The organism is Mucilaginibacter gossypiicola (assembly GCF_900110105.1).
GTDB classification, from domain to species: Bacteria; Bacteroidota; Bacteroidia; order Sphingobacteriales; family Sphingobacteriaceae; genus Mucilaginibacter; species Mucilaginibacter gossypiicola.
Map to the genome: position 1 here is coordinate 973,413 of NZ_FOCL01000001.1, position 26,297 is coordinate 999,709.

A 26,297-nucleotide genomic window follows, 5' to 3' on the forward strand; every position below is an offset into this window, starting at 1 on the left:
AAATATCGGTTAAGGGTTAATCAACCTTGGAGACTCCCTTTTTTGTTTATACAAACTGATAAAGCCCTTTGCAGCCTGTATATAACTCAATCGATTTGACGATAGTTCATAAAGCGGCGCAATATCCGCTCTTGCGCTTGATTCATTTTTCTCATCTGACAGGCCGCTCGGAACGGAGATAAACGGGTACATCACCATTTTATGACTGGTAATTTCGGATAATGGATGATTGATACTGGGTTGATTGTTAAAGGATTCACTCAGGATTTTCTCAAAGAGCTTATTATAAACAACAATAAAACCCGCATCTTGAAAACTGCTAATCCAAAATCTCGTTTCACATACTGGAACTGCACTATCGAAACCGCTTATCCCCCCTAATAAAAGGCCAACGCCTTGCTGATGGGCTTCTATAATATTGTTAATAAATTTCCCTCTGGCGTAATCTGCTGTAAAACGATGCCCGGAATTACAAATGATAACTATATCTTCATCGCTCAAGGATACGGACCTCAAAATATGTCCGATGCTTGCTACAAAAGCTGAGTCGGGCTTCCCTGCAATAGGATCAGTAATAAATTTGAGGTCAAATTCAGGTTTATCTTTAAATTCGCGAAAAATCACCTCTTTCAGCGGCAAACTATCAGAGCAACCTATAATAAAAGTTGGAATGCTAATTCCCTCATACAGATGCTCCTCATTATATTCAAATTCAATACTTTTTCCATTATAAAAAGCATCTACCGTATTCAAGTCCGATATACGCTCTGAACTTTTTGCGAATAATTGATGAACATGCCCCATTCTTGCGTTTTTATGTGTCACGTCAGAATACCCAAATTCCTTTTGGACCGAGATAAAAGGATGAAGCAAGAATTTATTTCGAGCTATATCGGAAACGACAATATCAGCATCGTCGCCCTCTTTGAAGTTAAATTCGATAATGGAACGAAAAAGGCGCCGAAAAATGATTACAAATTGGAAGCCAGTAAATTGTTCCATCCAATATAAACCGGGCCGTACCTGAATCGTGCTCTTCACGCAGCTTACCCCGCCAGCCAGGAGGTCACCGTCAAATTCGCTAACCAGTGCTATACTGGATGCCAAATATTCTAAAGAATATTGGTCGGTAAACTCATGATCATCTTCACAAATAAGAATATATTCGTCCTGCCTATCCATACAATTCAGAATAATTTGTCGTATGGTTATCCATAGCCCCATAGCGCCTATCGGATGTTCATATCCTTCAACCAATGATAAATCGAATTCCGGCTTCCGGTCAAATTGCTCCAGGACGGATCCTCTCCGATCTGGCCTTTTTCTCAGATTGATGGCAAATGTCTTTATTTTCATAAAGGTTAAAAACTCATAATATAATATTAAATGGCAAATGTCAAGAACAACAAAACAATACGCCCAAGCCGGAATTAACCTTCCTCAATATCGGACGCAATACCATTGGCGTCTGATTCAGACGCCAAGAAACAACGGCAACTGCCAATGCTTACATGCCTTGCATTCCATGAAATAATATCTGATTGAGCGAATCGTCTAGGTTTACTTCAGGTTTAAGTTTATATTTTTTAAATATATATATAAATAAATGGATAAAAATAAATTATAAGAAAAATCTTTTAGATTTACCTACCTTAATCTTCATCAAACCTAATTATGTCATTTTCTTTTTATAAGCAGTTAAATGAAATGGATTGCGGCCCAACTTGTTTACGGATGATATCCAAGCACTACGGAAGGCATTTTAATGCAGACTCAATCAGACAAAAGGCGGGCTTCAATAAATCAGGGGTAACATTATTGGGAATAAGTGAAACAGCCGAAAAAATGGGCTTTAGGACAAGGGGTGTTCAAATTAACTTCACGAAACTATTGACTGCGCCCCTACCGGCCATTTTGCACTGGAACCAAAATCATTTCGTTGTCCTTGTGTCTTTAACAGAAAAAAAAGCAATGATCGCTGATCCTGCCAGGTCTATTATCACCTATAATACAGAAGAATTCAAGAAGTTTTGGTTCTCAACGCAAACCCACGAGTCGGGACAGGTAGGAACAGCATTATTATTAGAACCGGGGATGGCTTTTTTTGATTCGGAAGGGGAAAAGGAACACAAGTTGAGTTGGGAAATAATAAGTGGATATCTGAGGCAAAGCAAGTTTCAGCTTGTTCAGGTTTTCATATCATTACTTGTCACTTCAATTTTGCAGTTGATTCTGCCCTTTCTTACCCAAAGCATAGTCGACACCGGGATAAACACCAGAAACATGCAATATATTACTATTGTATTGTTTGCCCAGTTGATGCTGACTTTCAGTAGCACAGTTATCGAATTTATCCGCAGCCGTTTACAGTTGCGGATTTCCAACAGGATTAATATATCTATTCTTTCCGATTTTTGGATCAAACTAACGCGTTTGCCGGTTTCTTATTTTGATAGGCACCAGGTAGGAGATACATTGCAAAGGATCGATGATAATCGAAAAATTCAATCTTTTTTGACAAGCCAGACACTTACTACCCTATTCGCAATATTCAACTTCTTTGTATATTCAATAATATTGATGTTATATAGCATTCAATTGCTTTCCATATTTATCGTTGGCAGCATCATTTATTTTATGTGGATACGCCTTTTCCTCAAAGTCAGGCGAAAAATAAATTATCAGATGTTCCATGTCGCTTCAAGGGAAAATAATGCCACTTTGCAACTTGTCCAGGGAATGCAGGATATCAGGTTAAACAATGCAGAAAAATTAAAGCGTTGGGAATGGGAGAATTTGCAGGTAAGTGTATTCAAATTGAACTTTAAAAATCTAAACTTCACTCAATGGCAAACCACTGGAGCGCTTTTCATTAACCAGGCAAAAGATATCCTGATAACGTTCATTGTAGCAAAATTAGTTGTCGAAGGGCAGTTAACCTTTGGCACAATGTTGGCAGTTCAATACATCCTCGGTCAGTTAAATGGCCCCGTAAGCCAGCTCATCGAATTGTCCCAAAACATTCAAGACGCAAAAATCAGTCTGGAAAGGCTAAATGAGATTCATGAAATGGATGACGAAGAGCCGAAAAACAACGACCTTCTAACTTATCTCCCTGAAAATAAAAGCATCATCATAAAAAAACTTTGGTTTACCTATCCCGGAGCAGGAAACGACCCGGTTATATCGGATTTGGATTTAATGATACCTGAAGGAAAGGTAACTGCGATTGTTGGTATGAGTGGTAGTGGTAAAACAACTTTGTTGAAATTGTTATTAAAAATTTCAGAACATTATGAGGGTGAAATCAGAATAGGCGAGAACAATTTTAAATATATCAGCCCATCATTCTGGCGCAGTCAATGCGGGGCAGTACTTCAGGGGGGGTATATTTTCAATGACAGCATTGCACGTAACATTGCTGTCGGCGATGAGATTATAGATCACGAAAGGTTAATAACAAGCTGTAATACTGCGAATATCTTATCTTTCATTGAGGCTTTGCCAAATGGATTCAACACCCGATTAGGCGCAGAGGGAGTCGGCGTAAGTGAAGGCCAAAGGCAAAGAATTTTAATAGCGCGGGCTATTTATAAGGACCCTCAATATCTCTTTTTTGATGAAGCTACCAACTCCCTCGACGCTAACAATGAAAAAGCGATTGTAAACCAACTAAGTCAATTTTTTAAAGGGAGGACAGTGGTAATTGTGGCTCACCGGTTGAGCACTGTAAAAGATGCAGATAAGATTGTCGTTTTGAATGAAGGAAAAATAGAAGAGGAAGGCTCCCATCATTATTTAACTTCTCTTAAAGGGCGTTACTATGAGCTGGTTAAGAACCAACTGGAATTAGGTTTGTAATTTAAAATATTGTCTTATGAACGAGGAAACAGTAAAATTGAACGGGGCCAGTAAAGGGAAACCCTCCCTTATTAAAAGCGCAATAATCGAAGAACGCTCTGAGCTTGCGCAGGAGATCATCTCAAGCAAGCCTGATTTCTGGGAAAAGTGGTCATTGTATATTTTTTTATTTTTCCTTCTTTGTATAATTGCTTTTACCTGGATTATTAAATATCCCGAAGTTATTGAAGTAAAAGCGATTTTAACTGCAAAAAATGCCCCCAAAGAGATCATTTCACGACAGGAAGGCCGTTTAGTGAAATTATTTGTCCGGAACAATCAAATAGTTTCAAAAAATCAAATCATAGGCTGGATAGAAAGTACAGCAGATCATGCTGAGGTTATTGAACTTTCCAGGGAAATTGACAGCTGCATCGATTTAATGAATAAAAACCAAACGGATGAGGCAGCTAGAATATTCAGCGTAAATTTCACTGATCTCGGTGAATTACAAACCTATTATCAACAATTTATAGCAGCTTGGCAGGAATTTAACGACTACAAGCCCGATGGTTTCTATTCGACTAAAAAACGAAAACTGCTGGGCGATGTTAATTCCTTAGAGAGGATGAAGTCAACGATACAAAATCAAAAAAAACTTACCGAGAAAGACGTTGAACTTGCAGAGGAAAGTTATAAAATGAATAAAACCCTTCTTGATCGAAATGTTCTCACTAAGGAAGAGTTCAGAACGCAAACAAGTAAATTTGTTAACAAGCAATTAGCGATTCCCCAATTAGACAATACTCTTTTGGAGAATGAGACTCAAAAAAGGAGTAAACTCAGTGAAATCAATCAACTGGACCACGACTTTGCACAGCAAAAAATCATTTTCCGTCAGATCTTACAATCACTTAAAAGCCATGTGGATGAATGGCTGAAAAATTATGTCATAAAATCACCAGTTGACGGAAAAGCTTACTTTATTATACCTCTCCAGGAAAATCAATATATACAAACCAATAGGCTTTTAGGCTATATCAACCCTAAAGAAGATGGTTTTTACGCAGAAACAAACTTATCTCAATTTAATTTCGGAAAGATTACAACTGGTTTATCTGTGCAATTACGCTTTGACGCATATCCTTACGAGGAAGTGGGATATGTGCCAGGAAAATTATTTTACATTTCAAACGTCCCCTCTGACAGCGGGTTTCGTGCTATGATCAGGCTATCTAAAGGACTAAAAACCAGCAACAACAATGAAATCCCCTATAAAAGCGGACTAAAAGCGCAAGCGCTTATCGTTACACGGGACATGACTCTTTTTAATCGCGTATATTATAACCTCGTAAAATCAATCTCAATAGGCAAAAAATAGACTCGTTAAACTTTATCCTGGTACAGTTACTACCCATGAAAATAAGAACAAAAACTAACAGTTTTGATAGCTAAATTGATTGTAGAAGGCTAAGCATTGACAAAAGATCAAACATCCTCGGCAGTCATAGAATAAATACAGACGAGATGTTAACTGAAACCACCTGTCTTCTTGGTAATTTCGGCCCACATGATAGCTTTAAAAAGCCCTCGCTCAACGGTCGACATGCAATCCAGATCAACAGCCGAATTTTGGAATGAATTATACCAGAGTAAAATATCTTCGTTTTCCTTATCAGTACATTCCCCTAAAAAAAAACGCTCAATAAGGTCAGCAGGCAGGTCTTTTTTCATCGGCTCGATTAGATTATCTTTAAATAATTTTGTAAAAATCTTATAATTTAAAGCTTAGCAAGCTTTTTTTCAAAGATAGCTATTGAAGAGCCTGTCTCGTGAAATTAGGACAACGTTTTTCAAGATTTACTTTCCCAAAACATCTAAATTAAAAATCTTCTTTTGCCAGTTGCATTTAATTTGATTCCCCTTACTGGGCTCGAATCAATAGCTAATTTGAGCTGCGATCCAATAACAGACGAGTCTTAATTAGCTTTATAAATCGATAGATTTCGATTTGGCTATTTACTCCCCGAGTAATATGTGTTTTATAAATAAGAATTGCTTCATCTCACTAAGTTGCAAATATAAAAACCTGATTTACAATACAATCACAGTGTTCGATTATCGAACTCTACGATCACATAAAAGACCATTACTATTTAGCTATAGAATCAAAATGATAATAGGACGATCGCACTTTTACATTCAACTCCAAAACCAATAAAAAAACAATAACTATCTGATTATCAATTCATCAAAAAAAAAGCAAAGATATTAGCTGTTCAGCAGGGCTCCAAGTACCCCGCTTAAGGAGATGAACGGATTTGTTTATCTCCTTTTTTATTGAATATAACTAATTTATAACCAACCAATTATAAAGAAAATTTATCGCATCAAAAGCGGTTCGAAAAAATACTATTTTAAATAAAACGATTTTAAGTTCTTTTTTAGAAACCGCATTTTGATATGATTCAAGGCGATTATGGGGTTCGAAATCCCTTTACGTATCTGATCTATTTTATCTCGAGAGTGATCCATACACATTAAATTTCCATTCATTCATCAAAGAAACACTGGCATGGATTTCCATACCAGTGTTTATACGTTTACTCATCACAGTATTCTTTCAATGCCGTGTTAACAGGGATCATATAATAGTTTGACAATATCTTCCTGATATATCGCGATCATATTATACAATCAACATGGTAAATATCCAATGAAGGCGCTCTATTTCGCCAATAACTATTTCATCGTCGAAATAACGTGTAAAACTTGATGGTCAAATACAAAAAAATTTGTAAATCAATATATTAGCACAAGGCATTAATCTTGTCTCCGCTCATCTGCGATAACTGTAGCGTAAACACATAGTTTAACTACAATTCCAGACAAACAATAATTAATCTTAAAAAAATTAAAAGATGAACAGCGAACAATTAATTGAATTAACCCGGGAACTAATTTATCATGCAACGCATTTTGATGTACAATACGTTGATAAAGCCTATGCTGATAAATTACTAATAGTAAAAGTTGATGAAGACGGGGGCGTTGATACAATGAACAAAGAACAACTCATGTCTTTTATACAGCAAAACAAAGATTCAAACGCTGAACCATTTTCTACCAAAACTGAATATCATTACGCAGTATGTGATGGTAACATGGGTATGGTAGTAATTACTCGCGAACTGGTGTTTGAAGGCAAATTGAACAGAAAATATTTCACTGTTATTTGGGAATATCTTTCGGACAGATGGCAGGTGGTTAAAGAATCAGCTGTAGTTCGTATTTGAAAATATTAAAACCGCATTTAGCTTCGGCAGTATCTTTCATTTTCTACAAAGATGAATTAGTTAGCCCGATCGACTTTACTAATTCCACGACCGCACAAATAGGATATCAAATCATTTGTGCGGTCGTTTAGTATTCAAAATATCTGTCCGATTCCCCGATAGCATTTTATTGGATATAAAAATGCACTGCATTTGCAAGCCCCATTCCTTGCATTGGAAAAATTCCTTACCCCGCCATTTGTTTACGTCATCCTGCCTTCTTAACGGCCAATGCGCTGTATTTGGTGCAACATCGGTTAGTTCGGCGATATAAGGTGCAATTGAAATTAGATCAAAACAGCAATATCCTAAAAATCAATTATTTAACACACGGCACAACACTTGTAAAAAGCCTAAAGCCGCCTGGTCGACGGTTCAGGATAGCGTGTACGGACCTGAATCTGGCTATAAATCAAGGGGGGGGGTACAGATTAACACTTAGAAAGATGAATATCGAAAACTGGTTATTCGGATCGCATAGCGATCCTCACAAAAAGGGCGATCAATCGGGAGAAATGGCATCGGAAGATTACGATCCAAATGAAGAAAGCTTTAGCGAAGGAGGCGAATATATGGATGACTCGTTACGGATGGTTGAACAACCTTTACAGGATGAATAAACCAACCCGATCATACCACCGGCGGAGCTCTTTGAAATAGTCCAGGCATTGTGATCACAGAGACCGCGTTAACATTCACATAAAATCTCATTAAACAATATTGCAGTAATGAACGAAGATCATAGGGGAACCATTTTTATTGTTGACATCAGCGGCTATTCGAAATTTGTTGCAGAAACTGAGAATGAGGCAGGTAGCCTGATCATTTGCGCCCTGCTCGAATCAATAATTGAAGCCAATCGTCTATCATTCAATATTTCAGAAATAGAAGGCGATGCCATCCTTTTTTACAGGCATGGTCCGGCCTTCCCGGTTAAAGATATTCTCGCTCAGTTTGAGATTATGCTCCAGGCATTTAAAAATAAACTCGAAACTTTTAAAGATAACTTTCCGCAAACCAGCGCCCTTTCGATTAAACTGGTAGTGCATTATGGCGTGATCGGCAGATTTGCCGTTGGTAGCTATTCCAAACTATTTGGGCAGGCCGTGGTGGAAGCTCATCGTCTACTGAAAAACAGCATTGGTACACATACCTATGCGCTGATTACAAAGGACTATTACCAACAGGACCAGGACGATTTTATCCTCCCTGCTGAAGCTAAGGATATTTGCGAGTTATATGATGTTGGCCGCCTTTGTTATACTTATTTCGCCTACCCTTTCGATGCCGGACCACTTTCATATCTCCAAAGTTTTAGGCTCGGACAAACGGGGACATGAAACCCGGCAAAGAATATTCTCTACTAAAAACAAGCATTTACACATATGAAAACTAAAGAACTTAAACAAAAAATTCAGGATTACACTACAGATAGTAAGTTATCGAAGCAGGTAAAAGATTTTTTAAAAATATTGAACAATCCTGAAACCCCACCGGTCGAAAGCCTAACTAAAGAAGCAGCCCGCCAGGTATTAATAAACGCGCAGGCATCTGTAAATGTTGATCTGTCAGGTATCGACGAAATGGAGAAACAAATTACTGCCGACGGATTCGATATCAAATTGAATATTGTAAGACCTGCGGGTAACACCGAAAAGCTCCCGGTATTTATCTTTTTACATGGCGGCGGATGGATCCTGGGCGACTATCAACCCCATAAACGCATGGTGCGCGACATTGTGGTATTAAGCGGACTTGCCGCGGTGTTTGTAAACTATACTCCGTCACCGGAGGCACGGTACCCAAAGGCTATTAACGAAATATACGCCGCGACAAAATGGGTAGCCGAAAACGGGCAGCAGATCAATGTTGACGGCAACAATATGGCCATTGTCGGCAATAGCGTAGGCGGTAACATGGCTACGGTAACCACTATGCTCGCCAAAGAAAAACAAGGTCCGCAAATCAAGCTCCAGGTAATGCTTTGGCCTGTTGTCGATGCAAGGTTCGACTCAAGATCGTACGAAAAGTTTGGCGCCGACCGCTATTTAACTTCCGCAATGATGCAATGGATGTTTGATCAATACGCACCTGATAAAGAACAACGCGAAGAAATATACATTTCGCCATTAAATGCCACTCTCGAACAATTGCAAGGCCTCCCTCCCGCATTACTTATTGTTGCGCAAAGCGATATTTTACGCGATGCCGCGCAGGCTTATGCACAAAAACTTGACGCTGCTGGTGTACCTACAACTTCGATTCGTTATAACGGCATGATCCATGATTTTGGATTACTGAATGCCCTTGCAACCCTGCCTCAAACACGCTCTGCGTTTTACCAGGTAGCTACAGAATTAAAACGATACCTGAAACCGGCTTAATAATTGAATTATGCACGCCGGAAAATCATATAAACTACCAGAGTTCCTGGTTTGGACGAGGAGAAAAATATACAAGCTCTTTGCACTTGGCCTCATACCCGTTATCCTTTACCAGGTTTTGGGCTTTAAATGGCTTGATATCCCCTGGGCCATTATAGGATTGGTAGGTACCAGTGCCGCCTTCATAGTTGGTTTCACCAATACGCAAACTTACCGGCGAACCGACGACGGGCAACAAATGTGGACCAGCATATTTAGCCAAAGCCGGGCCTGGGGGCTCATCAGTCGGGATTTTTTTAATAATCCCGAAAAAAGTAAGCTGCTTATTTATCGTCACATGGCCTGGCTCACTGTGCTGCGTTATCAGTTACGGGAAGAGCGTATTTGGGAAAGCGTAAATAAAAAACACAATGCCGAATACCAGCAATACTACACAGTACCCGAATGGAAAACACCACTGGAGGGCGAGCTTATAAATTATCTTTCGGATGATGATCTAAGGCGCATTCTCGGCACCAATAATAAAGCTACCCAACTCCTTTCGCTGCAAAGCGAAACCATTAAACAACTGTACGGGCAGGGCGAAATAGCCGTATTACAATTTGTAGAAATGGAACGCGCCATCCGCGATTTTTATACGCAGCAGGCCAAAGCCGAACAGCTAAAAAACTCGCCTTATCCCCGCCAGTATGCTATCATTAATACCTTTTTTGTTTGGATGTTTTGCATCATTCTCCCATTTGGTATGCTGAAGGATTTTGACCAGCTCAATAACGAGGTACATGGCATAATGAAAGGATACATGGTTTGGCTGGTGGCCCCCTTCAGTACGGTGATATCATGGATCTATACATCTCTTGAACAGGTTGGCGAAAGTACCGAAAACCCGTTTGAAGGCAGCGCTAATGACGTACCCATTTCGCAAATGAGCCGAAGCATTGAAATTGAGCTGAGAGAGTTTTTAGGAGAAGGGGAACTGCCTGCCGAGTTAACGGCCCAAAATGACATTATGGTGTAAATAACATCCACCTACAAACATGGAAAAAATTACAGAACCTAAAATAATTTGAAGATGGAAACATTAAACATGGAAATTAAAAACACAGCACCTGTTTTAACCAATCTGTTACAGATTGTTGAAAGCGGTTTGCTGTCAGAAAACATTTACCTCACCCTAATAGACGAAGACTCAGATCAATCTTCATCAGGGTTAAGGATTAATAAGCTGGGAGTAACAGAAGCACCGCTCCCCGAAATTTTGAAACTTTTGGGTATCCGCAGCATAACATTAAATGCCAGTCATGATTTCACTGCGCTGTCAAAACTCGCGGTTACATTACCGCCAGCGCAGGTTGAACAATACCTATGGGCATTTTTTAAGGATGAAACTGTTATCGCAGAACTTCGCTCGCTGTTTAGCAACTGCCGAACTATTGCATTTGATGATTGGGCGGCTATTACAGGCGCCTCCAGCCTTTGGAACGGTTTATTGGCCGATGTCATAAAGCCACTGGGCAAAAAAGATCTTGAATTTATCTTTTACCTCGGCGACCCGGGAAATAAACTTTCCTTCCAGGTAGATGAAGCAATTGATCTCATCAGCGAGTTTTCATATCACGGTCAGGTAACCTTTGCCCTTGATGCAAGTGAGGCAATGAAATTATGGATGGTGTTAAACGGCGTAAACCCCGATACACCTTTGGATGGTCAAACACCATCTGATCTCAACAAAAAATACTTCTCCATTTTCAGAACGATGGATATTAGCCGCCTGCTGATATACTCGGCCGACAATGCAATAGTATTCTCCAGCGACGAGCAATTTATCCTTAGCCGAAAAAAAGTTGAACACCATATTGAAATAAGCGCAAACGCCAGGCAAGACTTTATTGCCGGCTTCAGTATCGGATTATTAAAGCACCTTGATATTGCGCACTGTATTGCCCTTGGCCTTATTGTTTTTGGCTGCAGCGGCGAGTTTAATACTAAACCAGATCAACACGGCCTGCTACTATATATCCAAAACTGGATTAACGATCTGCAAAAACCCGACAGCATACATCTGTACGAATAAATAACAAACCTTAATTTAAATTTTCAATGGAACCAAGAATCAACTTATTTGCTAAAGGGCAAAATGCCCTGAAATCCCTGTTTCAAGCAGGAGCTTACTTAAAACACTCAACGATAGAAGTACCTCTCCAGGAATTGGTATTTTTCAGGGTATCACAAATGAACGGTTGCGCATACTGTTTGGATATGCACTCCAAAGATGCCCGCGCACATGGTGAAACCGAACAAAGGCTTTACGGTATCAGCGCATGGCGTGAAACACCTTATTTTACAGATCGTGAACGTGCTGCCCTCGGCTGGGCCGAGGCCGTAACCAAATGCGAGGTGTCCGACAGCGTTTACGAACGTGTAAAACCTCATTTTACTGAAGAAGAGCTGATCGATCTTACACTTGCTGTTACAACCATTAACACCTGGAACAGGTTTAACCTTTCTTTCCCGCAAGTTGCGGGCACTTACCAGGTAGGTCAGTTTGGTTGATCAATTTTTTACATAGGCCGGATCATTATCGGCCTATGTAAATTTTATACTAAGCACTACCATAATGATAATTAAGAAGCTTGATATGGATAGCCACTCCAATTTTGATACAGAAACGCTGGACGAACTGCTGGCGAAGGCCCCCTTAACAGCGTTACCACAAAATTTTAAACCAATGAAGCCAACGCTGGTGGATACCTCTTTTGACGATCCCGGCTGGCTGTTTGAAAACAAGTGGGACGGCTACCGGGCAATTGCCGTTATTAATAAACACAACACGCGGTTACTGTCGCGTAACGACATTTCGTTCGCCAAATACTATCCCATTATTGATGTACTTAACACATGGCCATGTAACGCGGTAATAGATGGCGAGATCGTAGTAATGGGCAAAAACGGAACAACGGATTTTGGAGCTTTGCAAAATTGGGAAAATGAAAAAGACAGTACGTTAGTATACCAGGTTTTCGATATGCTATGGTACGAAGGCCGGAACCTTATGGGTTTACCGTTAAACCAAAGGCAAGCCATTTTAAAGCACGTTATACCACCAGGCAACCATATTATCCGCCGAAGTATTCCTATTGCCACTAAAGGTAAAGACCTGTTTGCAAACGCCGAAAAGCATGGCTATGAAGGGATAGTTGCTAAACAGGCCGACAGCATTTACGCACCCGACAAACGTTCAAAAGCGTGGCTGAAAATAAAGGTGCAGCGCAGGCAGGAAGTAGTGATAGGCGGTTTTACCAAAAATAAAAGCACCATCAAACCTTTTAGCGCCTTGCTGTTGGGCGTTTATGAAAACGGTAAATTGCGCTTTGTTGGAAAAGTTGGCACTGGTTTTTCCATTGATCAACAGGCTAAAATGCTGCAAAATTTTTCGTCATATATTACAGATACTAATCCCTTTGATATCGAAAATAAAGCACAAACATCACCTTTAACCAAAAAAGTACCGGGCGAAACCTTTACCTGGCTTAAGCCCGAGCTGATTTGTGAAGTTAATTTTGCCGAAATTACCAAAGACGGACTTTTCAGGCAGGCATCATTTAAAGGGATGCGCATTGATAAAAACGCTGTTGATGTAACATTAGAGACGCCTCAAAATACGAAAGAAGCGGTTGTAGAAGAGGAACAAAAAACCGGTAGTCCGCTTTCATCTCATCCAAAGCCTGTTGCTACTTTCATTCCGCGGGGCAATGATTCGGCAACGCTTACTTTTAATGGATCGAAAATCCAGTTTACCCACTTAAATAAAATTTACTGGTTGCCGGAAGCTGTAACCAAACGCGATATGCTGAACTATTATATAGCAGTTGCCGAATATATGCTTCCGCATCTCCGCGACAGGCCGATGTCGTTAAATCGCTTTCCTGATGGTGTTAGCGGCCCGCATTTTTACCAGAAAGACGTTACGGGTAAGGCCCCCGACTGGGCCACAACCTTTGCTCATGATACGGCAAAGGGCGAACATCATAATTATATAGTTGGGAATGATATTTCAAGTTTGCTGTGGATGGCCGGGCAGGGATGTATCGAGATCAATCCCTGGCTTAGCCGTGTAAGTTCGCCAGGAAGCCCGGATCATTGCGTAATAGATCTTGACCCTGACGAGCAAAACACGTTTGATCAGGTAATTGAAGCGGCACTCATGGTAAAAAGAATTGTCGATTCACTTGGCGTTCCGTCGTTTCCAAAAACCTCCGGATCAACCGGCATCCATATTTATATCCCATTAGGTTCCGGATATACTTATGAACAATCGCAAATGCTTGCTAAACTCATTGTATCTGCTGTTAACAGCCAACTGCCTGGTTTTACCACGCTCGAAAGAATGACATCAGCGCGGCATGGCAAAATGTATCTCGATTTTTTACAAAACCGGCCCGAGGCAACAATAGCGGGTGTGTATTCGCTCAGGCCGAAACCGGGAGCTACAGTTTCCATGCCACTGCATTGGGATGAAGTTAAACCGGGACTAAAAATGAGCGATTTTACCATCTTCAACGCCATCGACCGCCTTAAAGAAACCGGCGATCTTTTTAAAGGGGTATTAAATAACGGAATTGACCTACTCCAAACTATCAATAAAGCCCAAAATCTATTTGATGATCAACAAGTTATAAAACCCTCTTCTTTTTAATAAAATACATTAAAGGATAGCTTGCCACCCGCCGTAACGAAGATGACGGGTGCCAGCTTATCGAGGATGTTGTAATGGGTATGCACTTTCCACCCGTTCGTGCATGAATGAACCTACGCCGGCATAGCTTAGCTGTGAAAACCGGTCAGCAACGCGATAGGTCGGCGGGCGGTAACACCTTTAACTATGCTTGTTTACCGATTATCATCAGCAGCTTTGATCCTGCTCATCAATTCCGTAAAAACCGTTATGGATTGAGCGCCGGTTATTGAATACTTTTCCTCGAACCAAAAAAAGGGAACTTTACCTATACCAATGCGTTGGGCCAGATGTTCATCCGCCCTTACCTCTGCCGAATAGCTATTACTTTCCAAAAGTTGTTTCGCGTCGATTCCTATTTCAGCCGCCAGCCCGATCAATTGTTTTTTGTTACCGATTCGCTTTCCCTCTTCAAAATATGCTTTAAAAAGTCGGCCAGCCATCTCCGCTCCTTTGCCGTTATCTGCAGCAAAATGTATTAAGCGATGCGCGTCAAAAGTGTTTGTACGGATCACTTTATCAAAATCAATTGTCAACCCGGCTTTCTGACCAGCCATCATTATCGCGTTAATTGTTTGTTGAGCCCTTAATTGGGATAGTTTATATTGACGCATTAAGGTTGCACATTGTGTTTCATCGTTATCAACTGCTATTTCAGGCTCAAGCTCAAAGCTGCGAAGTAAAACAGTTGGTTGCCCGCCTGCATAAAACTCAATTGCCTTTTCCAAATGCTTTAAACCGATATAGCTATAAGGGCAAGCTATATCGAACCAAACTTCTATTTTCAATGTGTTACGTTTAGTACGGATAACAACCCATAAGATTGGATTGGACAACTTTTATAATATTTATTTCATACTTATAAACCTTATAGTGTAATAATAAGCAGGATGGGATGCGGGATCCGATCCTGTTAAACCACCATATTTCGTGGCCTTGGCTTCCTATCGTCGAAATGAGGTGTAAAACCTTTTTGGAAAATGATACAAATACATAATAATCAATAAATTACCATATGGCACCTCAATTGTTAAGTTCAGTCTCAACACTGCATTAGCTCGCTTGGTTTAGCGTTGCTTAATACAAAACCCAACTGATCAACCATGGAAAGAGACCTAAAGGGCACCATCTTAATAATCGATATCAGCTATTATATAAATCATATAAACTACATAAATGATATCGATAATGAGATGCGTTCATGCATTATCGATAAATTGTTAAGATCAATAATCAGGGGCAACCGCTTATCGTTTTTGATATCGGAGATGGAAGATGATATCATACTTTTTTTTCGCCATGGGCCTGCTTTCCCGACGCGGGTAATTTTACAGCAACTGGAAGCAATTCTTACATCGTTTAGTGCCGAATTGAATTTATTAAGATATTATTTTCCAGCAGCGCATCAGGCGTCTGTTAGGTTCATTATACACTATTGTGCCCCAGGCAACCTGTCAAAAAAAGAGCTCTCAAAGTTACGCGGAACTACGATAACCGGCATTCGTAATTTGTTAAAAAGTAAAGCTGTAATGCCTATCAGCGCACTATTTACAAATCAATACCTCGAAGCGCAGGAGCAGGAAGCTATACCTACTGAGGGCCGGGTTTGCGAATTATATAACGCAAGTACACAGCGTAATTTAACACTACTGGTGGGCACCTTTCCACAAACAGCATAATCCAACCGCAAATATTAATGCCAAATATCAAAATGATGCAAGCGCTTGAGATAGAAATTGTGAATTCGGTCCCGGTATTATCAGCACTCATAAAAACAATAGAACAGGCAGGCCGATCAAAGGATACATATCTGCTCTGTGAAAAGAAAAAAAGAATGACAAGCTTAAAATTTCAGGAAGCATCACAAAATTTATTGGGAATAAAAGAATTAGCGTTGCCAAACTTTTTTAAAAAGTTAGGCATAAGAAGCCTGATGATGTGTGATGGCTATGATATGACTTCATTGACCAAATATGAGTTTATAGTTCTAAACGAAAACAACCATGAAAATACCTGGCATGATATAAAAAATGAACAATTAATATCCGACCTTTTTCTGCTGTTCAAGAAATGCAGGGCCATAACTTTTAACCATTGGACTGATCTGGCTGATACATCCAGCTTGTTGAGCGGGTTATTTAATGACGTAATAAAACCACTTGTTAAACAGCATCTGGATTTTATCTTTTATCTGGACGATCCCGGCAAAAAGTTACTTTTTCAAATAGATAATATACTTCATGTAATTGAAAAATTTAACATGAAGGGGAAGGTCACCTTTGTACTTGATGAGTTTGAGGCGGTTAACCTTTGGATGGTATTGAACGGCGAAATGCCCAATACAACCTTTAATATCAATACGCCAAATGGTTTAAAAAAGAAATGTTTTTCATTGTTGCGAACAATGAATATCAACCGTTTGCTCATCTACTCAATAAATAGCGTGATTCTTTTTTCAGAAGACCAGCAATTCATATTTGCGCGAAGAGACTTTGAGGAGATAGCTGAAATTGCCGCCGACGCCAGGGATAAATTTATTACAGGCTTTAGTTTTGGGTTACTTAGCAAGCTTGATATCCAGCAGTGTGTAGCCCTTGGGCTCATTATGCTGGGTGTACAAACTGAAATGAAGATTCCTGCCGGTACTACAGAACTTCTTTCGTATATTGAAAAATGGATCGCAGATCAGGGTCGAAGTAACGATCAGTATTTGTACCAGTAAATACCGATTTTTGTAAAGCCGATTAGCTAATTATAAAGAAAAAAATTATGAAAGAATTTCTGTTTCTTTTCAGAAGAGATTTTACAACGGCCGAAAAACAGCCAAGCCCGGATGAGTTAAAAAAACATCTGGAGCATTGGCAAGCCTGGTTTGATGATCTTTCGAAACAAGGCATACTTGCCAGGCCTATTCAGCGTTGGGACGGAGCCGGAAAAATTGTTGAACGCGGCAAAAGCGCTACCAATGGCCCCTTTGTAGAAATTAAGGAATCAATTGGCGGCATAATTATTATTAAAGCGCAGGATTATGACGAAGCCGAAAAAATTGCACGGGGCTGCCCAATATTTGAGTTCAATGGTTCTGTAGAGATAAGGATGGGATTCTAATAGATCCATATTTATGGATATTTTATGAGTAAACAAGAGCTGATTCCCAATCTGTTCCGTACCGAGTATCAAAAAATAGTATCGGTACTCATCTACCTATTTGGCGTCGAACACATTGAAATAGCCGAGGATATCGTGAGCGATACTTTTCTTTCGGCGACCGAACTTTGGGATAAAAAAGGCGTGCCTGAAAATCCGATTGGCTGGCTCTATACTGTTGCAAAAAACAAAACCCGAAACTATATCAAACGTCACCAGGTTTTTGAACAAAAATTGGTGGCCGCATTAAAAACAAACGAAACCGCAAGTAAAGAAATTGAGATCGATCTCTCTGTAAAAAACATAGCCGACAGCCAGCTGGCGATGATCTTTACCATTTGCGATCCTATTATATCTGCCGATTCGCAGGTTACACTGGCATTAAACCTGCTTTGCGGTTTTGGGATACAGGAAATTGCAGACGCTTTTTTAACTAACAAGGAGGTGATATACAAACGGATAAACCGCGCCAAAGAAAAACTTAAAGAAGCCAAAATTAAAATTGAGCCCCCCTCGCTTAGCCAGATCGCCAGCAGACTTGATAATGTTTTAAAAACACTTTATCTCTTGTATTCGGAAGGTTATTACTCTACATCACAAAATATCCCTCTGCGTAAAGATCTGTGTGAGGAAGCGATGCGTCTTGCTTTATTACTTGCCGGGAACAACGCAACCAATACTCCTCAGGTTAATGCGCTATTAGCTTTAATGTGTTTTCATTCATCCCGTTTTGATGCCCGGCTAAGTGATGCCGGCGATGCCATACTTTACCTCGATCAGGACGAAAGTTTATGGAACCAGGAATTGATTAATACAGGTCTTTACTTTTTAGATCGATCATCAAACGGCAATCATTTAAGTAAATACCACTGCGAAGCCGGGATTGCTTACTGGCATACCCGTAAAGCCGATTCGCCTGAGAAATGGGAGAATATCCTACGGCTATATGATCAGTTATTGGCTATCGAATACTCTCCTACCGCTGCACTAAACCGTATTTTCGCACTATCTAAGATAAAAGGAAAACAAAAAGCCATAGTGGAGGCTGAAAAGCTGAACTTTACTGACAATGTTTTTTTCTATTCGTTATTGGGCAACCTGTATACTAATATTAACGATGGTAAAGCAATAAGCAGTTATCAAATCGCATTGAACCGTTCAGCTTCCAATTCAGATAAGGCAACGATCCAAAAGAACATCGAACTACTCAAAATAAAAATGGCTAATTAAACCTATGGGTACGTTCAAAATGCCTTTTTGTTATTAATGAAATTGGCAAACCAACCAACACCATATGCCAGACAACACTGATAAGAACAGCACTTAATTCAAACGGGGTTCGCTGAATTTTACTGAACGGAATAACAACGAGGTTCATAAACAGCCAAACGGCAAAGCCCAGTAATAGTCCTGAAATAACAGGCCATTTTCTTAATTGACTTATCACCGGATACGCGTAGAAATAAACAGCGGCAATAACAAATGATATTGCAAAATGCAATAATGTGCCAATAATTACCATCGCCGTACCTCCCGAAAATGCGTCGGAGCCATAAAGCGCGCTCGCTATATACTGCATAACCTGCGCCGGACTGAGGCCAAGCTTAAAATAAAATACTACAGAGGCGGCAGCGCTATCCAGAATGCCTGCAATAATCCCAGCTATTAAAATTGTGCGGATAACATTCGCTCCGCTCCTTTTGCTTTGTTCCATGTTTATTTAAATTGATTTGAAAAACCTAACGACAAGCAGCATTTCATTTTTGGACAAAACGGCTAAATTTTAATCGAAATCCTTTTAGACGGATGCTTAAATCAGATACACTGAGGAAAATATAGCTAAAGGGAGTTAGGCGTTATTTGGTGTCGGAACTCACAGCCGGGCGGTATTTCGTTCGCGCCTGATACCCTTAAAACCTCAATACAGTTGTCACTGAGCGTTTACCATAACTGGCATAGTTTTATATAAACCCCAAGCAGCTTTTAACCTTTCAGAAAAGCCGTTTTAATTTATATGAAAGAAATAATTACCAAACATTTTGCTGAAGATCTTATCACCTTGGCGGGGAATATAGAGGATGGTGAACTGGTAACTGACGAGGAATGGGAAACTACCCTCCTGCTTGATTTTGGTAACGCCATAGCTGCAGTGAAAAGCAAGGAAGATCTTTTTGGTACCGTAAAACTGTTTCTGCGAAAACTAAACATAGTACGTGGATATGCCATAAGGATGATTAACGACGATGGTAAAACCATGAGTACTTATGTACATGACCGTACCGTTACCGCTGCAGATGATCCGCTGATACTTGAAGTTGCAAAGGCCAGATATCCTATTAATGATGGCATCCAAAACATGGTGTTGAATAGCGGCGGCCCCGTTTTTTTAACAATTGATGAAGAAATAGCCAGGGGCTGCAACGCCGGATATCTGCATTTCTGGAAAAGCGTAAGCTTTATAAAGGTTGTCGGGATGCCCTTACAAACCGCTTCTCAAAAATGGGGTATCCTTTGGCTTGCCATGGAAGAACAAAATATCCCGCTTGTTGAAAGCCTTTGCTCCCTCATATCGATCGCTATTTCAAATATTAAAACCAACGAGCAGGTCATGGTTCTTAAGGAAAAATTGGAGCAGGAAAACCGGCATCTCAATGAGCAGCTTGGCCATATCTATAATGCTGAAATTGTGGGTCGGCATCCAAAAATGCAGGATGTATATAAACTGATCTCCCGTGTGGCAGGTGCAACATCTTCGGTATTGATACTGGGTGACACAGGTACAGGTAAGGAGCTCATTGCGCGGGCCATACACCAGGCCTCACGCCGAAGCAACAAATTGATGGTCAAGATCAATTGCGCGGCAATGCCGGTAAATCTGATCGAGAGCGAACTTTTCGGCCACGAAAAAGGATCGTTTACAGGCGCGTTTGAACGTCGTACAGGTAAATTTGAACAGGCGCATAACAGTACCCTATTTTTAGATGAGATAGGTGAGCTTCCTTTAGAACTTCAGGTAAAATTACTGCGGGTTATCCAGGAACGTGAATTTGAACGAATTGGCGGTAAAACTACTATTAAGGTTGATGTGAGAATAATTGCAGCAACAAACCGTAACCTGGAAGAGGAGGTAAACGCCGGCCGTTTCCGGGCGGACCTTTATTATCGCCTAAACGTTTTTCCTATTCAATTACCACCTTTGAGCGAACGTAAAGAAGATATTGTTCCTTTAGCTAATTTTTTTATCGGCCGTTACAGCCGGCAAAACGGACTTGCGATAAAGGGTATGACTCCCGAAGTTGCCCACATGCTGCAAAAGTACGATTGGCCGGGCAATGTACGCGAGCTGGAACATTTAATTGAACGCAGCATATTACTATCAAACGACAGCAAACTCAGAGAAATTCATCTTCCAGGAATTAACAATGATTCATCTGTTTTGGATATTACACCACCGCAGGCCTTGGAGGCTATGGAACGCTATCATATTATCGGTACATTAAAACGTTGCAGCGGAAAAATTGGCGGCGAAGGCGGAGCGGCCGAAATATTGGATATACCATCAACTACCCTCCACTCCAAAATGAGAAGATTGAAGATCACTAAAAAAGATTACAAATAGCCCCGCTTATTATGAAAAAGGCAAAGAAAGAGAAACAAAAAGGAGGCGAAAATGCTAAGTGAAAGCGATGAAAAAAATGGCTATAGAGATGAAATATTACTTTCATTAAAACGAGAGCTGTCCAAAGTAAAAACACAGGCACAATTGATGATAGTGCTTGACAACACCCTAAAAAAGCTGGTAAACTTCAGCCAGGCCGCATTGCTGTCGTGCGTGAACAATGAACAAACTTACAGGATCTTTTTTATGGATAAACCCTCCGGAGGATCTGCGGGATATTCAAGCTATAATGAACTTATCTCCAGATCGTATTCGTTTTGCCATGATTTGCTCGACTTGGTTTCAAGAGCCGACAAGGCGCAAATTTGCGATATCCGTACATTCAATTTATCGGTAGCATCTCAATGGCTTAAGTTAAATTACGCCTCGGGAGCCCGTGAAATACTTGCAAAGAACCTGCCCGACACCCCTGGAGTAAAACATTCCTTTGTACTTTTTGCAGATAAACTTAATTCGTTTAATGACGATGATATACAAGTTATTGAAACAGTAGCGGTTTGGTTGGGTAAAGCCATCAATAACATTGCCGCCTACGAAGTGGTATTAAACAAGGAACGCGACAAAAAATGCCTGCTTAAGTTTGCTACCGACCTGGCCTCGGTAAGAAAAAAAGAAGACCTGGAAACCGCGATTTCCAGTGTATTAAACCAGCTGATGGGAATGAAAATGTGCGTGATACGGGTGATGGAGGATGATGGCATTTCTCTTAGCCGGTACATTTATAATAAAAATGCGGTTTATCCAAACGAGGAATCGGCAATTGAACTATCGCCTCAAAATATCACCATTCATGAGCCCCTGGCAGCAAGGGCCCTTAATGATAAGCTACCCATTATTTTCGATATTGAAGAGGAAAGACGGCATGGCAGGTACCTTACCTATATGAACTTTTGGAAAACCGCCGGATTAAAGAACGCCTATGGCACCCGTTTGCGTGTAGGAAACGAAAATATAGGAACACTCTGGCTCCTGACAAACGAATTGAATACCGACCTGCTAAAAGGCCTTTGTTCGCAAATATCGGTAGCCATATTCAACATTAAAGCCAACGAAAAGTTACTGGCCTATCAAAAGCAATTGGAAATGGAAAACGATCACTTGAAAGAGCAGATCAAAACCATCTACGATTTTTCAGAGATCATTGGCAGCGGCCCTAAAATGGAGAAAGTTTTCCAGCTAATGTCGCGGGTTGTCGATTCTAACTCAACGGTGCTTATACTTGGAGAAACGGGAACAGGAAAGGAATTGATCGCACGGGGAATCCACAATGCCTCACCCCGGAAAAACAAATTAATGATAAAAGTGAACTGCGCGGCCCTTCCACCAAATCTTATCGAGAGCGAGTTGTTTGGCCACGAAAAAGGGTCATTTACCGGCGCTTTTGAACAACGCATCGGCAAGTTTGAACTGGCGCACAACAGCACTTTATTTTTGGATGAAATTGGCGAATTACCACTGGAATTGCAGGTTAAACTACTCCGTGTGATCCAGGAGCGGGAATTTGAACGTGTGGGCGGTAAAGCTACCATAAAGGTTAATGTACGGATCATAGCGGCCACCAACCGCAACCCTGAAAAGGAAGTAGCAGCCGGTAAATTCCGTTCTGATCTGTATTACCGGCTTAACGTATTTCCGATCATTCTGCCGTCGTTGCGTGAGCGCACCGAAGATATACCTGCGTTGGCAAGCTTCTTCCTCAATAAATACAGCAAGCTAATCGGCTGCAAAGTCAATTCAATAGCACCTAAAGTATTGCAGCAATTGAGATCGTATTTATGGCCCGGAAATGTACGGGAGCTGGAACACATTATTGAAAGAAGCATTTTGATGGCTAATGATAGCGTATTGCGTGAGGTACATTTACCCCATGCTAAACAGGGCGATAAACAAACAGTTGCTCTCTTTAATCAAACCATCGAGGAAATGGAACGAAGCCACATCATCAACATTTTGAAACAATGCGAGGGTAAAATTTCGGGGATAGGTGGTGCAGCCGGGGTATTAGCCATACAGCCAACCACGCTGCACTCTAAAATGCGAAAATTAAATATTACCAAAAAGGAATATTTCAAGCAAATGCAGTAACCTTTGCCATTGAGCAAACAAAACAACAACGGATTCATTAAAGCAATGAATCCGTTGTTGTTTTAGGAGCCTGAACTCCGGAGATGTAAAACTAAAAGGCCTGCCCGACATCCCGGGTAAAAGCAATTATTTTTGCACCAGACAATAACGTCCTTTTAGTTATCATTAAACCGTCGATTTAAATTGTATCGCCATCTTTAAGCTTTCGGATAGTAACATGTTGTTTTAACCCGGCCTGATCAAGCGTTTTATCAACTTCAGGAAACTCGTTGTATGTTGGCGGGTTATTAAATTGGGCGTAATGGATAGGCACCAGATATCCTGCTTTTAAAATGCGCGCGGCGGTAACCGCCTGGTCGGGGTTCATGGTACCGCTCATATCGCTGATAAGATCCTGGCCGGGCAACGAGCCAACAACACCGTTTACCGGCAAAAACGCTGCGTCAAATGGCCCAAAACGTTCCGCAATAGTCCACCAGTAACCATGCCAGTTGGTATCTCCGCCGTGAAAAACGGTATGGATCCCATCGCTAATGACGTACGAAACCTGGTCTTCGCCAACCCAATCTACGGCAGGTACTGGAGTTACTTTGAACTCACCTACATAAAACGTATCGTAAAGCCTGGCTATCGATGCTCGTAAACTTATGTTCACCGCGCTTTTGCGTACTTGCTCCGGCCCCCAAAGCAAACCTTTATCCGCCAACAATTGCTTTAACAGCTGCTCATCATAGTGGTCTGCATGGATGTGGGTAATAAGCACATTAGCCATATTGGCTTTTGGATACGGCACCGGGAACGCCGGAAATTTTGCCACGCCAACAAATGGGGATATCACATCAAGATTTTGTAAAGGGTCAATGTAAAGGGTCGTATCGCCGCTTTCAAGCATCAGGCCCGCCCAGGATAATTTTGTAATTTTCATATTTTTCGGTTGATTTTAAATTCATTGTATCAACAATCACATGGGCAAAAACACAAAGTGTTTAAACCTGATGCCTTATTAACAATACAAAGTTCCCTTAACCATTTAACCGAAACAATGGACAATGAGCCCCAAACACTGGCTTTTTTACCCCTGCAACAGTCAGCGGTTACAACAAAAAACCGCTCCCTCAGGAGCGGCTATATCAGGAGGCCTTACGGTTCTAACTGGAAAACCTGCCGGCATTTAATTTGAGTTACATGAACCTACCTCAACATCTCCTGAATATGTCGTATCGATTTAACTAACCGATATGCCGCCATCTACGGGCAGCACTACCCCGGTAACCCAATTAGATCCCGAATCAATCAATAGCGCTGTGTTGGCCACAATATCTTCAACATCTCCTCTTTTTTGCAGCGGGATAGTTTTTGCTTCGCTTTGCTGGATGGCGAGAATGATATCTGCCGCGAGGCCGGCATTTTCCAAAACAGGAGTATCTGTAGGCCCGGGAGCAACACAATTTACGCGGATGCCGAGCGGAGCCAGTTCCAACGCCCATATTTTGGTAAGCATATTAAGACCGCTTTTTGCCGAGCCATAAGCACTGAGTTGCGCGTAAGCTTTGATACCGTGACTGCTGCTTACGTTAATGATTTGCCCTTTGGTGACCGACAAAAATGGCACGCAACCCGCCGCCAGTAAACTGGGTGCTATCAGGTGAACCTGGTACATCTCTTCCAACTGGTCGCGGCTTATTTCAGGTAATGGTGTAAGCGCTACGTGGCCGGCATTGTTAACCAGCACATCAAGTTTGCCATTCCACTCATCTTTTATGAAATCGATAATTTTGCTTTCCTGGCCATTTTTCAGGCTATCATATACTATGGTATAAATTCCGGGCAATTCTGCCGCGAGTTTTGATAATTTCGAGTTGTTTCGTCCGGTTATCAATACCTGCCAGCCTTTGTTATAAAAATGTTTGGCAAGCCCCTCTCCTATGCCCGAAGATCCTCCTGTTATTACAATGTTCTTTTGCATTTTCTGTACATCTAAAATTTGAGTTATTATTATTTGTTAAGATCAATGTCTGCCGCAACTCACTGATAAAAGCGGTATTCTCTTGATTAAATTATTTAAATCCCACTTCAGGCAACCGCGTTAAAAGAACCCTGAAAATGAAGTCTGAATGTTTGCGGGGCTGCTTTAACCTGTTTGCTGAAAAAGCGAATAAAATAAGAAGGGTCCTCGTAACCGAGCTTGTAGCCAATTTCCTTTACCGAGAGATGCGTATAAACCAAAAGCCGTTTAGCTTCCAGTATAATTCGCCGCTTTATAATTTCATTGGGAGTATAACAACTATGCTTACAAACCCTTTTATTCAATGCTTTTGCGCTGATATTTAAAATATTAGCATATGATGCCACATCATGGTATTTAAAAAAATTACGTTCAACCAACTGAATAAAGAACCTGCAAAAACCTGAATCCTGCTGAGCCGACAGATCGGTTGCTCCCTTCATGTGTTGACAAATACGCGTGGCCTTGATGATGACCTGTTTTAATAAAACGCGCACCATCTCTTCCTGGTTGATATCATTTTGGGTTATCTCCCGCCTTATCTCATCAAAAACAGACAAGATCGACTTCGAATCTGCCGTGTTAAGTGTGATAGAGGGTACCTTTTGCACTTTATCAAAAAGCATTTCATCAAATGCTATTTCCTGATCGTGCAGGCGTAGTCCATAAAAATCATGGTTGTAGTATATGATGCTGCCTCTAAAACTTTCGGCAAGCCGGAGTATTTGCCCTGCTGTTACAAAAACTATCGCATCCTGTTTTGCTGCAAGGTCTGTAAAATCGATATTCAATTTGCTCCCCTCCCGTACATATACTATTTTAATAAAATCACTGAGCTGATCGATCAATTGATCTGGATGGTTTTGTGCATAAAAATCCAGGATCCCAAATCTTTTAAGTTTTTTTTGTTTGAAGTGCTGCATCTTGATAATCTGTACTGGCGGCAATGCCGCTCTGCGCATTGAATTACAATCCACATACCACATTAAAAATACTTGATTATCAACAACATAAATCAAAATCATCTTACACAACACACCTAATACAGCGGATCAAAAAGCACTTTAACGATATTGCGAGCAATTGC

23 protein-coding genes are annotated in these 26,297 nt (G+C 40.7%); 16 read left to right on the forward strand and 7 right to left on the reverse strand.

The window, feature by feature from the left end; genetic code table 11:
- Positions 1-9: 9 nt before the first annotated feature.
- On the reverse strand, positions 10-1,356 hold the full coding sequence (locus tag BMX50_RS04105) for a glycosyltransferase family 25 protein (RefSeq protein ID WP_091207990.1): 1,347 nt from the start codon (positions 1,354-1,356) through the stop codon (positions 10-12).
- Positions 1,357-1,674: 318 nt separating this feature from the next.
- Between BMX50_RS04105 and BMX50_RS04110 the strand changes: the two genes are divergently transcribed.
- Both BMX50_RS04110 and BMX50_RS04115 read left to right on the forward strand, forming a co-directional pair.
- A complete protein-coding gene (locus BMX50_RS04110) occupies positions 1,675-3,861 on the forward strand; it encodes a peptidase domain-containing ABC transporter (protein WP_091207993.1) in 2,187 nt (728 codons plus the stop codon).
- Between the two features lie 16 nt (positions 3,862-3,877).
- On the forward strand, positions 3,878-5,221 hold the full coding sequence (locus BMX50_RS04115; RefSeq protein ID WP_091207996.1) for an HlyD family secretion protein: 1,344 nt from the start codon (positions 3,878-3,880) through the stop codon (positions 5,219-5,221).
- Positions 5,222-5,370: 149 nt separating this feature from the next.
- On the opposite strand, the gene BMX50_RS04120 is transcribed toward BMX50_RS04115, so the two are convergent.
- On the reverse strand, positions 5,371-5,574 hold the full coding sequence (locus tag BMX50_RS04120; protein ID WP_091207999.1) for a hypothetical protein: 204 nt from the start codon (positions 5,572-5,574) through the stop codon (positions 5,371-5,373).
- Positions 5,575-6,761: 1,187 nt separating this feature from the next.
- Here BMX50_RS04120 and BMX50_RS04125 point away from each other — a divergent pair.
- The 8 genes from BMX50_RS04125 to ligD all read left to right on the forward strand — a co-directional run bounded on the left by BMX50_RS04125 (position 6,762) and on the right by ligD (position 14,255).
- The gene (locus BMX50_RS04125) at positions 6,762-7,136 is read left to right on the forward strand and encodes a hypothetical protein (RefSeq protein WP_091208001.1); all 375 of its coding nucleotides are present in this window, start codon (positions 6,762-6,764) and stop codon (positions 7,134-7,136) included.
- 485 nt (positions 7,137-7,621) lie between these two features.
- Positions 7,622-7,795: a hypothetical protein gene (locus BMX50_RS34430; protein WP_167667802.1), complete on the forward strand. Its 174-nt coding sequence runs from the start codon at positions 7,622-7,624 to the stop codon at positions 7,793-7,795.
- Between the two features lie 108 nt (positions 7,796-7,903).
- Positions 7,904-8,515, forward strand: a complete 612-nt coding sequence (locus BMX50_RS04130) for a DUF2652 domain-containing protein (protein WP_091208004.1) — start codon at positions 7,904-7,906, stop codon at positions 8,513-8,515.
- A 45-nt stretch (positions 8,516-8,560) separates the two neighbouring features.
- Positions 8,561-9,559, forward strand: coding sequence for an alpha/beta hydrolase (locus BMX50_RS04135; RefSeq protein ID WP_091208007.1), 999 nt, complete (start codon positions 8,561-8,563; stop codon positions 9,557-9,559).
- A 10-nt stretch (positions 9,560-9,569) separates the two neighbouring features.
- Positions 9,570-10,577, forward strand: a complete 1,008-nt coding sequence (locus tag BMX50_RS04140) for a bestrophin family protein (protein WP_091208010.1) — start codon at positions 9,570-9,572, stop codon at positions 10,575-10,577.
- Positions 10,578-10,631: 54 nt separating this feature from the next.
- A complete protein-coding gene (locus tag BMX50_RS04145) occupies positions 10,632-11,633 on the forward strand; it encodes a hypothetical protein (protein ID WP_091208013.1) in 1,002 nt (333 codons plus the stop codon).
- A gap of 26 nt (positions 11,634-11,659) precedes the next feature.
- A complete protein-coding gene (locus BMX50_RS04150) occupies positions 11,660-12,112 on the forward strand; it encodes a carboxymuconolactone decarboxylase family protein (RefSeq protein ID WP_091208015.1) in 453 nt (150 codons plus the stop codon).
- A 64-nt stretch (positions 12,113-12,176) separates the two neighbouring features.
- A complete protein-coding gene (gene ligD / locus BMX50_RS04155) occupies positions 12,177-14,255 on the forward strand; it encodes a DNA ligase D (RefSeq protein WP_091208019.1) in 2,079 nt (692 codons plus the stop codon).
- 194 nt (positions 14,256-14,449) lie between these two features.
- Here the strand turns inward: ligD and BMX50_RS04160 are convergent, their stop codons facing one another.
- Entirely contained in the window at positions 14,450-15,082 is a 633-nt protein-coding gene (locus BMX50_RS04160; RefSeq protein WP_167667803.1) for a DsbA family oxidoreductase, read from the reverse strand.
- 315 nt (positions 15,083-15,397) lie between these two features.
- On the opposite strand from BMX50_RS04160, the gene BMX50_RS04165 reads away from it, so the two are divergent.
- From BMX50_RS04165 to BMX50_RS04180, 4 genes are all read left to right on the forward strand, one after another.
- Complete coding sequence (locus BMX50_RS04165; RefSeq protein WP_091208024.1) at positions 15,398-15,973, forward strand: DUF2652 domain-containing protein; 576 nt, start codon at positions 15,398-15,400, stop codon at positions 15,971-15,973.
- Between the two features lie 155 nt (positions 15,974-16,128).
- Positions 16,129-17,016, forward strand: coding sequence for a hypothetical protein (locus BMX50_RS04170; protein ID WP_143065083.1), 888 nt, complete (start codon positions 16,129-16,131; stop codon positions 17,014-17,016).
- A gap of 47 nt (positions 17,017-17,063) precedes the next feature.
- Positions 17,064-17,402: a YciI family protein gene (locus BMX50_RS04175; RefSeq protein ID WP_091208029.1), complete on the forward strand. Its 339-nt coding sequence runs from the start codon at positions 17,064-17,066 to the stop codon at positions 17,400-17,402.
- Positions 17,403-17,426: 24 nt separating this feature from the next.
- On the forward strand, positions 17,427-18,671 hold the full coding sequence (locus BMX50_RS04180; protein WP_091208032.1) for an RNA polymerase sigma factor: 1,245 nt from the start codon (positions 17,427-17,429) through the stop codon (positions 18,669-18,671).
- Here BMX50_RS04180 and BMX50_RS04185 read toward each other — a convergent pair.
- The gene (locus BMX50_RS04185; protein WP_091208034.1) at positions 18,664-19,155 is read right to left on the reverse strand and encodes a hypothetical protein; all 492 of its coding nucleotides are present in this window, start codon (positions 19,153-19,155) and stop codon (positions 18,664-18,666) included. The genes BMX50_RS04180 and BMX50_RS04185 overlap by 8 nt on opposite strands.
- Positions 19,156-19,455: 300 nt before the next feature.
- Here BMX50_RS04185 and BMX50_RS04190 point away from each other — a divergent pair, with 300 nt between their 5' ends.
- Both BMX50_RS04190 and BMX50_RS04195 read left to right on the forward strand, forming a co-directional pair.
- Positions 19,456-21,060: a sigma-54 interaction domain-containing protein gene (locus tag BMX50_RS04190; RefSeq protein ID WP_091208037.1), complete on the forward strand. Its 1,605-nt coding sequence runs from the start codon at positions 19,456-19,458 to the stop codon at positions 21,058-21,060.
- 51 nt (positions 21,061-21,111) lie between these two features.
- Positions 21,112-23,205, forward strand: coding sequence for a sigma 54-interacting transcriptional regulator (locus BMX50_RS04195; protein ID WP_208864637.1), 2,094 nt, complete (start codon positions 21,112-21,114; stop codon positions 23,203-23,205).
- A gap of 178 nt (positions 23,206-23,383) precedes the next feature.
- Here the strand turns inward: BMX50_RS04195 and BMX50_RS04200 are convergent, their stop codons facing one another.
- The 3 genes from BMX50_RS04200 to BMX50_RS04215 all read right to left on the reverse strand — a co-directional run bounded on the left by BMX50_RS04200 (position 23,384) and on the right by BMX50_RS04215 (position 26,133).
- Entirely contained in the window at positions 23,384-24,130 is a 747-nt protein-coding gene (locus BMX50_RS04200; protein WP_091208040.1) for an MBL fold metallo-hydrolase, read from the reverse strand.
- Between the two features lie 300 nt (positions 24,131-24,430).
- Positions 24,431-25,171 carry an SDR family NAD(P)-dependent oxidoreductase gene (locus BMX50_RS04210; protein WP_091208046.1) on the reverse strand — a complete coding sequence of 247 codons (741 nt, stop codon included), beginning with the start codon at positions 25,169-25,171 and terminating at the stop codon, positions 24,431-24,433.
- Positions 25,172-25,278: 107 nt separating this feature from the next.
- Positions 25,279-26,133 (reverse strand): helix-turn-helix domain-containing protein, encoded by an 855-nt coding sequence (locus BMX50_RS04215; RefSeq protein ID WP_167667804.1) that lies wholly within the window; start codon positions 26,131-26,133, stop codon positions 25,279-25,281.
- Positions 26,134-26,297: the final 164 nt, after the last annotated feature.